The organism is Mannheimia sp., from assembly GCF_056854775.1.
In genome coordinates this window covers 1-13357 of record NZ_JBXGGI010000137.1, presented here as the reverse complement: position 1 = coordinate 13357, position 13357 = coordinate 1, and the positions used below count along the sequence as shown (strand labels likewise).

The window sequence follows — 13357 nt, the reverse complement described above, 5'->3', positions numbered from 1 at the left end:
AAAGCAAGAGCTAAAAGATAAAGCTGATGCAGCAAAAGTGGAAGCGGAACGCTTGAAGAAACAAGCTGAAAAAGCAAAAGAAAAAGCAGAAAGTCTGGCAAAAGAGGCTGAAAAAGCAAAAACAGAAGCGGAACGTTTAGCACAAGAAAAAGCAGAAAAGGCGAAAGCTGAAGCAGAACGTTTGGCGAAAGAAGCAGAAAAAGCAAAAATGGAAGCGGAACGTTTAGCTAAGGAAAAAGCAGAGAAAGAGAAATCAGAAGAGCAAAAAATTATTGATGCCAAAGGTGGAGTTGATAATAAACAGATTGGGTTAAGTGAAATTCCTGTTATTAAGGAAGATGGGGGTAAAAAAGAGACTTACGGTAGTCTCTATAATCAGAAATATTCTGTTGTGAAAGCTCAAATAGTTAAAACAGGAGATGATTTAAGCAATGTTAATTCAATTGTTGAAGTAAAAGGCTTAAATACAGAAAAATTACCTTCTGAAGGCAAAGCTACTTATAATGGAAAAGCCTTTGATGCTCACGGGGATGAAGGTATTTATGCAGGTAACTTAACTTATGAAGTTAATTTTTCTGAGCGTACAGGTTCAGGTCAAATAATTAATACATTGGATGGTACTATTGACTTGGATAAAGGTAACATAGATAAAGGTTTGATTTCTTCCACTGCACATCATCGTAAGGGAGAGCATACTCAAAGCGGTAGATATGAAGTTCAATTTTTTGGACCTAATGCAGAAGAAATTGGTGGTAAAGTAGATATCAAAGACGATGAAAGAACACATAGTTTTGGTATTAGTGGAACTAAAGCCAACTAAAATTTATTAATACTATTTAATAATTCTTCTTTACTCACAAATGCCGTTTACGTTTAAATTAAACGGCATTTCTTTCTAGATTATGAATAAAAAATTACTGCTATTACTCCTTTTCTCACCATTGGTGAAAGCGGAAACAATTGTTGAATTTGACCAAGATCAGAAAGAGTTTAATCACGACAGACAAGCGGTTGAATTTGAACAAAAAATTGTAAAAAACACGCAAAAATCGACCGCTTACTTGCCTGATGAACAAGTAACAGAAAGTGTAGAACAACAAATTAACCAAGCGATCTTAACGCAAAATTGGGAAAAGCTTGAAATATTACTGACAGCGTATTCAATGCAACAGCAAGCAGATCCGCTTCTACTGGATTATGCTTCAGCGGCGTTAGCGTATGCTAAAAAAGATCATCGCTCGGCAATTTTTTACTATCAACAATTGCTTAAAAAACAACCTTCTTTTATTTATCCTCGATTTGATTTAGCCCTAATTCTAAAAGAAGATTTCCGCTACCGAGAGGCTCAGAAAGAATTTGAGCAACTGAAAACAACTGCTCCACATAATTTACACGCGACCATAAATAATGCATTGGAGCAAATGGCGGAAGATGAACAGTGGAAGCCTGATTTCTATCTGCAATATACGCAAACCAATAATGTGAATAATGCAGCATCTTCGCCGATCGTGAACATAAATGGGCGAATTTTTCATAAAACTGAGGAAAGTTTGCCTCAGTCCGCTAAAGGATTTAGATATGGCGTTGGGCTAAGCAAAATGCAAGTGGCAATCACTTTATTGGAGCAGATTTGGCTTATAACGGTGTGTATTATTGGAATAATCAGGATTACAGCGAGCAAGCGTTATCAATTACACCGAGCTATAGCTATAGAAAAGCTACTTACCGTATAGGTTTATCACCATTTATTGAACAAAATTGGCTAGGGAGTTCACGCGACAATTATCAATTTGGTGGCAGAGTTAATGTAATGAAACTCTTTGAGCGAGGGATGGTGTCCGGTTCATTCAGTCATACACAGAAACGCTATTTTGATACTGCCACCGCTGAGTATTATAACAGTTATCGCAATCAAGTAACGGTTGGAACACAATGGCAAGCGGTCAAAAATTGGCGATTTTTTGCAAATGTAATGGCAAACCGTGAAATTGCACGCGAAAAAGCTCAATCTTCTAATAAATGGTTGGCAACTATTGGGGTAATTCACCAAACGCAACGCTGGTCAAGCTCTGCAAGTGTGGGCTATGGCAAACGCTATTTTGCGGATAAACACTATTTATTTGACTACAAACGACAAGATAAAGAATACCAGGCGAATGTTGCAGTTTGGAATCAAAACTGGCATTGGAACGGTATTGTGCCGAAGTTAAATTTCCGCTACCAAAAAATAGACAGCAATATTGCAGATTTTTACTCTCGCAGTAATAAAGAAGTGTTTTTAACGGTAGAGAAGGTGTTTTAACTATAAGAAAAGAAGGGCAAATAATGATTTGCCCTTATAAAATGTTAATGTATTGATTAAGCGATATATTTCTTATAATTCAACTGCAACCATTGCAACCCGATAACTGCAATCACATTATCAATTTTACCTTCCTCAACCCATTGATAAGCCTGCTCACGGCTGACAACGTGGACTAAAATATCCTCATTTTCTTCTTCTAATAAACCGTGAACTTCGCCTGATTTGACTTTACTGCTATCAATCAAGCCAAGAAATAAATGTAAACGCTCAAGCTGTCCGCCGGGGCTGTCCCATACGCTAAGGGCGTGTTGTACTTCGCTTACTTCTAAGCCTGCTTCTTCTTTTGCTTCTCGAATAGCGACTTCAGCAGGTTCTTCATTGCTTTTATCAACCATACCAGCGACTAATTCTAATAACCAAGGTGATTTTTTCTGGGAAGAGTCATAAGCCCCAATACGCACTTGTTCAACCAACACTACATTATCCAGTTTGGGATCATAAGCAATAAGTGCGGCAGCTTCGCCTTTAATAAGTAATTCACGCACCACATCGCCGCTCATTTCACCGGAAAAGAGCTTGTGGCGGAAAGTGATTTTTTGGAGTTCAAAATGCCCTTTGTAAACGGTCTCTTTGTTTACAATCTGCAAATCTTCATATTGATATTGATTCATTCTGCCCCCTAGCTTCTTTGTAAACGATCGCTATGTACAAGATACAACGCAATAATCATTACTAAAATGGAAAGTGAGAAAAGTAGCGTGTGCATTGCATTTGAGTGATCGACAATAATCAATCTCACCATTGCGGTAATGCCGATATACAGAAAATATCGCAACGGAAAATGGTAGTTCGATTTAAAATATTTCACAATTAAGGCGAGAAACTCAAAATAGAGAAAGAAAATCACAATATGTTCAACCACTTGGAATTTCTCGCTGTTACCCAGTAATAACTCATACAGAGAATAGGCTTCCGCAAAAAGGGAATAAGAGAGCAAAATGCCGGCAACAAGTAAAGAGGCATTCAGTACCCATTGAAAAATTTCTGACGCCATTTTGCCAAACGTGGAGTGGTGTTCTTCTAAAGATTTTTTAGGCATTCATTGTCCTTAATTAACATCATAAACAAGCGACTGGCATTCAACGGGCTGGAACAGCCCATTGTGCCAATGGTATAACAAAGGCTCAGATAATAGCATATTTTCCGGTTGCTGATAGAAGTAGCTTAAATAGAATGGCAATTCACTGACAAAATGCAATTTACCTTTCGGGCAATGAGCAGAAAAAATCCGTTTTTCAAGCGGAAGATGCCTTACTTCCGACAATTTCACAATCCCCACGCCTTGCGATTTTAAAATTGCCTCTCGCAAGCACCAGCTGAGATAAAAACGTTGCGAAAGGTTATTCAGCAACGGGCAATGTTCATCTAATAACATCGCTTGTTCCTCAACATTTGCATAGTGGCGAATAAGATCTGCATAACGCCTTTCTTTCTGTGGGTGTTCAATATCAATGCCTACTGCCAATTTTGCAAAAAAATGCGAAAAAATGACCGCTATCCAATCGCCCGAATGGCTGATATTAAAATCAATCTGCTCTGAATTGACAAAAGGTCTGCCGCTTTTAGTGTGTTGAATATGGTCTAACAACCTCAAATCCAAATCATATTTTTTAAAGAGTTCGGTAAGTAAAAAATGAGCCGCACGGCGGCTCTGCCATTTCTGAATTTGCTTTTTGTTTAAATTTTCAGGCATTGATGGAAAGTCAAAATCACTCGGCAAAACGGCTTGCCGATGAATAAAAGCAATTTCGATGTAGGGGATTGGATTTGCAAAATTTTCCATAAAAATGACCGCTTGTAGATTAGCGTTTAAATGCGAGCAACAGCACGCCTGCTGAAATCAGCCCAATGCCTGCCCACTCTTGCTCGCTTGGGCGTTCGCCAAGAAATATCACCGCAAAAAGAGTAACCAGCACAAGGCTGAATTTATCAACAGGTGCTACTTGAGAGGCATTTCCCATCTGGAGAGCTTTAAAATAAGCCAGCCAAGAAATACCTGTTGCGATGCCTGAGAGAATAAGAAATAACCAATTTTTACCGGTGATATGATGAACAGGCTGCCATTTGCCTGTATAGGTAAGAAAGGCAATTAACGCAATGATGATAACAATGGTACGAATAAAAGTGGCAAAATCGGAATTCATATTTTGCAAACCCACTTTAGCGAAAATTGCCGTGAGGGCGGCAAAAACAGCAGAAATTGATGCCCAATAGAACCATTCATTGCTCATAACAAATTCCTAACATTTTTGATGAAATTATATTCAAACAGATTGCTGAAATGTAACATATCTCTAGTTTATCAAATTTTCTATTTGATCTTACGGAAATCTTTGGTAAAAGATAAATTGTATGGAAAATGTATAAATCAATGAATAGGAGAATTTAAGTGGGAAGATTACTTTTACTTTTAAAATCGGAAGCAGCTGGGGGAATTTTGTTGCTGATTTTTGCGTTTGCGGCAATCATCTTAGCTAACTCATCGCTCAGTGATACTTATTTTGACTTCTTACAAACCAATGTTAGTTTTCAGTTTGGTACTTTTGCTTTAACCAAGCCATTATTGTTATGGATCAATGATGGATTAATGGCAATTTTCTTCACGTTGGTCGGTTTAGAAGTGAAAAGAGAGCTATTTGAAGGCTCATTGTCAAGTTTAAGAAACGCAATATTTCCTGCGGTAGCGGCAATTGGTGGAATGGTTGTGCCGGCGTTGGTTTTCTGGTTCATTAATAAAGATTATCCACAATATCACTCAGGCTGGGCGATTCCAATGGCAACTGATATTGCTTTTGCTGTCGGTATTGTGGCATTACTCGGTGCACGTGTACCTTTAGCTCTAAAAGTCTTTTTATTGGCATTAGCCATTATTGATGACTTAGGGGCAATTATTGTTATTGCTTTGTTCTATTCACAAGAAATCAGTGTGCAAGCCTTAACCATTGCAGGTATTGCAATTATAGGGCTGATTTTGCTTAATCGTTTCAAAGTGAGTTCACTGTGTGCCTATTTAGTGGTTGGCTTAGTGTTATGGACATCGGTCTTGAAATCAGGGGTTCACGCTACGTTAGCCGGGGTAATTATCGGTTTCTGCGTACCGCTGAAAGGTAAAAATGGCGAACGCCCGGCAGAGGAGTTAGAACATATTCTAATGCCTTGGTGCTCATTTATGATTTTACCTTTCTTCGCCTTTGCGAATGCAGGCGTTTCATTAGCCGGAATGGGTATGGAGCAACTCACTTCACCATTACCATTAGGTATTGCGTTAGGTTTGATTATCGGTAAAACCGTTGGCGTGTTCGGCTTTAGTTACTTAGCGGTATTATTCCGTTTAGCAAGTTTGCCGCAGGGTGTGAATTTCAAACAAATTTTCGCTATTGCGATGCTATGTGGTATTGGTTTTACAATGTCAATGTTCATTGCCAGCCTTGCCTTTGATGTAAGCGAAGCGGGGGAAGTTACTACTGCATTAGCTCGTTTGGGAATCTTATTAGGCTCGGCGGTGTCGGCGATTTTAGGTTATGTGTTATTAAGAATGTTTACATCTTCAGCATTGAGTAGATAGCTAGGTAACACCGATAAATAATACAAAAGTAAAGTTTATTGTAAATTTTGGCGAATATGCTGTTGATTTTACGCTTTAGGAAGGGAAATTTGTAAAGTTATTAAAATTTCTTGAGATTATAAAGTGAAAAAGTTAGGCGTATAGTACAAAATTTAGTATAATGAAAAAGAAAGTATTCTTATGAGATAAGCGGTTGTCAAAGCGTTTATTCGGAGTATTGTGCGGTTTTCGAATTATTTACAAAATAGCTTATTTCTTAAGTTAATAGAAATAAGCTATTTTTATGTCTTAAAGGGATTAAATTATGAATAAAATATTTAAGGTTATTTTTAACCGAACGACACAAAAAATGGAAGTTGTGTCTGAACTTGCTCGTTCACAAGGTAAGGCTACCTCTTCAACAGATGAGCGTGGTGGGAATCTGTTTTTAAATGCATTAAACAGAACATTGTTTACCGGTGGTATGGCAGTATTAGCGTTGTCTGCTGTTTCGGCAGAGGCGGCGATTCATATTGTCTCAACTACTCAAGGGGCAGGAGGAACGGGATATGTTACGACAGGAGAGAATCAAGGTATTTCAACAATATACACCAACCCATATAACTACTATAACCCGGGTAGTTTATCCGTTGAGAATGCTAGTACTGTAAATGCAACTAATAGACTTCTTTATGATAGCAGAACTTCAACCGGTATTGGCTTAGGTAAAGAGACGAAGGTTACAGGACCTAATAATGCTAGTAATGGTATTGCAATCGGCGACTATTCTCAGGCGACAGGTGGTTTATCTGTTGCGATTGGTGCATCTTCAATATCAAGCAGTATCGGTTCTGTTGCATTAGGTGTATCTTCACGTGCAGCCGGTTTTAACTCATTTGCGGCTCAGCGTCAGTCTGCCGCTATTGGTGATTATTCTGCGGCTATCGGTTCTTCATCTTGGGCAAATAGTACAGCAAGCTTTGCAATCGGTGCTTCTGCAACCGCATTGGGCGAGCGTTCTTTTGCGATCGGTTCAGGGACACCACAAACTAAAGATGAAACAAGTCCTAATGAAGCGAGACGTAGTATTTATGACGGTCAAAATAATACCTATTCATACGGTAATGATGCTTTCGCTATTGGTACTAAAGCTAAAACGAATGGTAATAATGCTTTTGCTATCGGTACTAATGCCAATGCAGGAGGGTTTAAAGACGAAGCTTCTCAGGTAACAGAGCTTGGGAAGCTAAGAGTTGCTGATACAGCTAAATCAGCTGAGAATGCATTTGCTTTAGGTACGAATACTAAAGCAAATTCAAAAGATTCTGTAGCATTTAGTACTAATGCTACCGCAACCGGTGAAGGTGCAGTGGCATTTGGTGTAGATTCTGTTGCTAATGGTAAAGGTGCGATTGCATTTGGTAATGTATCTAATACTACCGGTGCAAATGCAATCAGTATTGGTTGGAATGCAACTTCAACCGCAGAAAAAGTTATTGCAATTGGTGCAAATGCAGCAACCACTAAGAGTGGTGGTACAGCAATAGGTGAATCAGCTAAATCGGATGGTGAAAATGCATCAACCATTGGTTTTAATTCAAGTGTAAATAGTGCTAATGCGACAGCATTTGGTGCGAACTCAACAGTAACTGTAGCCGGTATCGGTGGTACAGCAATCGGTTTTAATACTAATGTGTCCGGTCAATATGGTACAGCGATTGCTTATAAGGCAAAAGCAGGTGGTGAGAATGCATTAGCTGTAGGTGTAAATACTAACGTAAGTGTAAATAATTCCGGTGCATTTGGTCATAATAATACAGTAACAGGGCAAGATACTTTTGTATTAGGTTCTAATGTAACTGTTGATACAGTAGGTTCTGTGATTTTAGGCTCAGCTTCTACTAAAGCAGCTGCAAAAGCCGTAGCAAATAAAGATATCAACGGTATTACTTATAATTTTTCTGGTTATGATGGTGTAGAAGCAGGTGATTATGTAAGCGTAGGCTCTGATGCGAACGAACGCCAAATTAAATTTGTTGCACCGGGTGAAATTTCTAATACTTCAACGGATGCTATCAACGGCTCACAATTATATGCCGTAGTTACTCAAGGTAGCTGGACAGCAAAAGTAAGTAGTTCAAATGCAGAAAGTAAAGTGAATTTTGGTGATGTGGTTGATTTTAAATCAAGTGATAAATCTGTAACTATCACTCCAACATTTGCTGAAAAAGAAAACTCGCTAGACTTTAAAGTTAATGTAGATGGCACAACCATTACTAGAGATGAGAATGGTAAGTTATCTGCTGTTGCTGCTAAAGTGGAGAAGGGGACTAATATTGACTCTGTAGTTTCTAAGAAAGATCCAGCAACAGGCATTACAACCTATACTATTAATGCTGATGGCACAACTGCAAGCCACGCTGACTCTTCTAAAGATTACTTAACAGTAACAGCCGGTGCAAAAGATAAGAACACCAATAAGACTAACTATGAAGTTAAGTTAACAGATAAGGCACTTCAAGACTTTAAGAAAGATGATGATACCAAAACAGGTGTGATTGCGGATCCTAAAGATAAAAATAATTATCTTACCATTACAGAATATACTACCGGGGTTGAGAAACGTGAACAAGATGATCGTACTTACACTGTTAAATTAAGTGATAAAGCAGTTCAAGACTTCACTAAAGATACCCACGTAACAAGTGGAACAGTAAATTATGATGAGCAAGGTAATGCAACTGCAACTTTGAACAAAAATGATGGTACAACCGCAGCGGTTACAGGTATTAAAAATAACTTCGTAACTTCTTCAGTAACAGATGCAGATGGTAAAAAAGCAACTTTAACTCGCAATGACGGTGGCAAAGTTGAGATTGACTTAAGCAAAACAGTTAAAACAGCTGTTGATGAAGCAACAGAAAAAGGCTTTGGCTTAAAAGCTCAAGATGGTAATACAGTTAAGAAGAACTTAGGTGAAGCTGTTGAAGTTGTAGGTGGTAATAATAACATCAACACAACTGTTGAAGGTGATAAAGTTAAAGTTAACTTAAATAACACTTTAAATTTAACTAATGGTGGTTCTGTAACTATTGGTGATACAAAAGTTGATGGCAATGGTTTAACTATCAACGGTGGTCCGAATGTTACTAAAAATGGCATTAACGCTGGAAGCAAAACCATCACTAATGTAGCTGATGGTGAAGTAAGTGCTACTTCTAAAGAAGCGGTTAATGGTTCACAATTACACGCAACTAACCAAAATGTTACGAATGTTTCAAATAGCGTAACGAAGTTAGATGAGTTTGTGAAAAAAGGCTTCAACATTACCGCAGATAAGGGTAAAGAAGATAATGTTCAATTAGGTGAGAAAATTACTTATACCTCTACTGATAAAAACATTATTACGACTGTTAGCGATAACCAAATTGATTTTGTTTTAAATTCAACCCTAAAAATTGGTGGTAAAGATGGTGCACCCGGTATTGGTTTAGATGGTGCTAACGGCACTATTGGTTTAACCGGTCCAAAAGGTGATAATGGTGAATCTGCAACCGCAAATATTACCGTTAAAAATGGTAAGCCTGGCGTTGATGGTAAAGATGGCGAGACGAAAACTCGTATCGTTTACGATGGCGAAGAAGTTGCAACTCTTAATGATGGCTTAAAATTCGGTGCAAATACAGGTGCAGTTCACAATGCGAAATTAAATACGCAAGTGAATGTAAAAGGTGCTGAAGCAAACCAAGATTGGTCTAAATTCGATCAAGGTCAAAACATTATGACGCAGATTAACGGTAATAACATTACTGTTGCATTAGCGAAAGATGTAAACTTAACCGAAACAGGCTCTTTAACCATTGGGGGAACAACCGTTAATAAAGATGGTGTTACGATTAACAATACTAAGATCACTAATGACGGTGATAATGTTAAAGTTGGTGATAAAAATGGTAATGCAGTAAAAATCACTAATGTGAAAGATGGTGAGTTAAGTAACACCTCTAAAGATGCAGTTAATGGTTCACAGCTTTATGCAACTAACCAAAACGTAACTAACTTAAGCAATAAAGTTGCCGAAGGCTTCAATATTGATGCTGATAAGCGTGGTGAAGGCTTAGATAAAGCTGATAATGTTCAGTTGGGTGAAACGGTTAAATACACCTCAACAGATAAAAACATTATTACTACTGTAACTAATAATACTATCGACTTTGGTTTAGCAAATGAAATCACCGTAGGTGAGAAAGGTGAACCTGGTGTTGCTGGTAAAGATGGCAAAGATGGTAAGGTTGGTGTTAAAGGTGCAGATGGTTCAGCAGTTGTCCTTAACGGTAAAGATGGATCAATCGGCTTAAATGGTAAAGACGGTAAAGATGGTTTAACGTTCCAAGGTAAAGATGGCTCTGAAGGTGTTGATGGCACTAACGGTAAAGATGGTAAAAACGGATTACCGGGCGAAAATGGTAAAACTCGTATTGTTTATCAACCAACAGATAAAAATGGTACACCAGTAGGCACGCCTGAAGAAGTTGCTACCTTGAATGACGGCTTAATTTTTACCGGTAACAATGAAAAACTAAACCGCCATAAACTAAACACGGTTGTTAAGGTTGTAGGTGAAGGTGTTGATAAAGCCGCTTCAGAAACATTCTCCTCAGCAAAAGGCAATATCAATGTTGTAGCAAATGAGACTGATGAGCTTCAAATCCGGTTAAATAAAGATCTAGATTTAACGGATAAAGGTTCTGTGAAGACCGGTAACACAACAGTGAATAACGATGGTGTAACTATTGCTAAGAAAGCAGATGCTGCTCCAACCAAGTCTGATGTTAAATTGACGCAAGATGGTTTAAGCAACGGTGGTAACCAAATCACTAATGTTGATAGCGGCTTAAAAGGCAAGGATGGTCAAGTTGTTAAACTCACGGATGCTACAGGCGATGTACTTAACAATGCGGTTAATGTAGGTGATTTGAAAAATACTGTTACTGAAGTAACAACAAATGCATTTGGTCTGAAAGACGAGAACGGCAAAGAGTTTAAACAAAACTTAGGCACAACAGCTCAGATCATCGGTGATAGCAACATTAAGACAGATGTTGTTGAAAAAGATGGTGAGAAAGCATTAAAAGTTAGCCTTGCGAATAACATTACTGTTGGTAAAGATGGTGAGCCGGGTAAAGTTGGTGTTGCAGGTAAAGACGGCAAAGACGGCGTTTCAATTAATGGAGACGACGGCAAAGATGGAAAACCAGGTGAAGCATCAGTTGTAGTTGGTCGTAACGGTAAAGACGGCGATAACGGTATTGATGGTAAAGTTGGCGTAAACGGTAAAGATGGCTCAGCAGTTGTTCTTAACGGTAAAGATGGATCAATCGTCTTAAATGGTAAAGACGGTAAAGATGGCTTAACCATTAAAGGTATAGAAGGTAAACCGGGTCTTGTTGGTAAAGATGGCTTACCAGGTAAAGATGGTGTTACTCGTATCCAATATCAGCCAACTAACCCGGATGGCTCACCAAAAGGCGAACCTGAGCAAGTTGCTACCTTAAATGATGGTTTACACTTCACAGGTAATAATTCAGATACATTAAACAGCCACAAGTTAAATACAATAGTAAATATTGTGGGTGAAGGTGTAGAGAAAGGTGCATCTGAAACATTTGTATCAGCAGCAGGTAACATTAATGTTAAAGCTGATGGTAAAGACAAATTAGAAATTCAACTTGCTAAAGATTTAAAAGATCTAAATAGTGCAACCTTTGGACCAAAAGATGGTGCAGATGCAGAGCCAACGACTGTAGTGGGTAGAGATGGTATTACTATCACTCCGGCGAAAGGTGAAAATGGTGAAGCGAAAGATCCGGTTAAGCTAACACAAAAAGGCTTAGATAACGGTAACAACCAGATTGTTAATGTGAAGAGTGGTATTGATGGTTTAGCAGGTAAAGATGGTATTAACGGTAAAGACGGTAAGCCAATCACGTCTGTAAATGATCTGACTAAAGAGCAACTAGAAAAGGTTGGTACAAACGGTGCAAACATCAATGATGTTGTAAATGCAAGCAATGATATTATTGAGAAGGGCTTTAGCATTGCAGCAGATAGTGGTGAAACCGATCACGTTAAACTTGGCGAAACTGTAACTTATACTTCAAAAGATAAGAATATTATTACTACTGCGATCGGTGAAAATAAAATCGATTTTGCTTTAGCAAATACTCTATCAGTTGGTAAAGATGGTGAGCCAGGTAAACCAGGTGAAGCAGGTACAATCGGTGTTAAAGGTCAAGACGGCAAAGACGGTGTTTCAATTAAAGGTGATGATGGTAAAGATGGCGTACCAGGTGAAGCATCAGTTGTAGTTGGTCGTAACGGTAAAGACGGCGATAAAGGTATTGATGGTAAAGTTGGCGTAAACGGTAAAGATGGTTCATCTGTTGTATTAAACGGTAAAGACGGTTCTATCGGCTTAACTGGTCCGAAAGGTGCTGACGGCAAACCAGGTGCAAGTACCAATATTGCGGTTAAAGACGGTGCACAAGGCGTTGATGGCAACAAAGGTGAAAATGGCTTACCGGGTAAAAATGGTGAAACTCGTATCGTTTACAAAAATGGTGAGAAAGAAGAGCAAGTTGCTAACTTAAATGATGGCTTAATCTTCACTGGTAATAATGCGGATACACTAAATCGCCATAAACTCAATACGTTAGTGAAAGTACAAGGTGAGGGTGTTTCTAAAGAACAATCGAAAGACTTCAAGTCTGCGGCAGGCAATATCAATGTTGTCGCGAAAGAGGGCGATAAGCTTGAAATCCAACTTAACCGTGAGCTTAAAGATTTAACAAATGCGAAATTTGTTGAGTATAAACAAGGTGATGATGGTAAAGAGGTTGTTGATAACACTAAACCATCAACAAAAATTACCAACAAAGGTATCACTATTACACCGGCAAATGGTGAAAATGGTGCAGGTGCTAAACCAGTCGCATTAACAGATAAAGGCTTAGATAACGGCAACAACCAAATCGTTAATGTGAAGAGCGGTATTGATGGTGTTGATGGCGTAGGTAAAGATGGGCAACCAATTACCTCTGTAAATGACTTAACGAAAGAGCAGTTAGATAAAGTAGGTACTAATGCAGCGAACATTAATGATGTACGTAATGCAACCGATGATGTGATCAATACCGGCTTTAACATCGCAGCAGATAATGGTGCTGATGATAATGTTAAATTGGGCGAAACTGTTAAGTATACATCAGATGATAAGAACATTATTACTACTGTACGTAACAATGAAATTGACTTCAGCTTAGCTGATAATATTTCTGTTGGTGGTAAAGCAGGTAAAGATGGTACACCGGGTAAAGATGGTTCTATCGGTGTGAAAGGTGCGGATGGTAAGGATGGTGTAACCATCAAACCTGAAGCAATCGTATTCC

9 protein-coding genes are annotated in these 13357 nt (G+C 38.5%); 5 read left to right on the top strand and 4 right to left on the bottom strand.

Annotated elements, in window-relative coordinates:
* The 3 genes from ACJHV0_RS09645 to ACJHV0_RS09635 all read left to right on the top strand — a co-directional run.
* On the top strand, positions 1 to 820 hold an 820-nt coding region (locus ACJHV0_RS09645; protein ID WP_483134055.1), incomplete at its 5' end, for a Slam-dependent surface lipoprotein.
* An 82-nt stretch (positions 821 to 902) separates the two neighbouring features.
* A complete protein-coding gene (locus ACJHV0_RS09640; RefSeq protein WP_483134054.1) occupies positions 903 to 1733 on the top strand; it encodes a tetratricopeptide repeat protein in 831 nt (276 codons plus the stop codon).
* The gene (locus ACJHV0_RS09635; RefSeq protein WP_483134053.1) at positions 1631 to 2302 is read left to right on the top strand and encodes a surface lipoprotein assembly modifier; all 672 of its coding nucleotides are present in this window, start codon (positions 1631 to 1633) and stop codon (positions 2300 to 2302) included. The genes ACJHV0_RS09640 and ACJHV0_RS09635 overlap by 103 nt, the downstream gene beginning before the upstream one ends.
* Positions 2303 to 2358: 56 nt before the next feature.
* On the opposite strand, the gene nudF is transcribed toward ACJHV0_RS09635, so the two are convergent.
* From nudF to ACJHV0_RS09615, 4 genes are read right to left on the bottom strand one after another with little or no spacing between them, the layout of a single operon-like run.
* Positions 2359 to 2976, bottom strand: coding sequence for an ADP-ribose diphosphatase (gene nudF / locus ACJHV0_RS09630; protein WP_483134052.1), 618 nt, complete (start codon positions 2974 to 2976; stop codon positions 2359 to 2361).
* Between the two features lie 8 nt (positions 2977 to 2984).
* Positions 2985 to 3404, bottom strand: a complete 420-nt coding sequence (psiE, locus tag ACJHV0_RS09625; protein ID WP_176672039.1) for a phosphate-starvation-inducible protein PsiE — start codon at positions 3402 to 3404, stop codon at positions 2985 to 2987.
* A 9-nt stretch (positions 3405 to 3413) separates the two neighbouring features.
* A complete protein-coding gene (locus ACJHV0_RS09620; RefSeq protein WP_483134051.1) occupies positions 3414 to 4148 on the bottom strand; it encodes a 4'-phosphopantetheinyl transferase family protein in 735 nt (244 codons plus the stop codon).
* A 19-nt stretch (positions 4149 to 4167) separates the two neighbouring features.
* Complete coding sequence (locus tag ACJHV0_RS09615) at positions 4168 to 4596, bottom strand: EamA family transporter (protein ID WP_483134050.1); 429 nt, start codon at positions 4594 to 4596, stop codon at positions 4168 to 4170.
* A gap of 158 nt (positions 4597 to 4754) precedes the next feature.
* On the opposite strand from ACJHV0_RS09615, the gene nhaA reads away from it, so the two are divergent.
* Together nhaA and ACJHV0_RS09605 are read left to right on the top strand one after the other, a co-directional pair.
* Positions 4755 to 5930: a Na+/H+ antiporter NhaA gene (nhaA, locus tag ACJHV0_RS09610; protein WP_483134049.1), complete on the top strand. Its 1176-nt coding sequence runs from the start codon at positions 4755 to 4757 to the stop codon at positions 5928 to 5930.
* A 304-nt stretch (positions 5931 to 6234) separates the two neighbouring features.
* Positions 6235 to 13357: ESPR-type extended signal peptide-containing protein (locus tag ACJHV0_RS09605; RefSeq protein WP_483134048.1), on the top strand; the 7123-nt coding region annotated here is incomplete at its 3' end.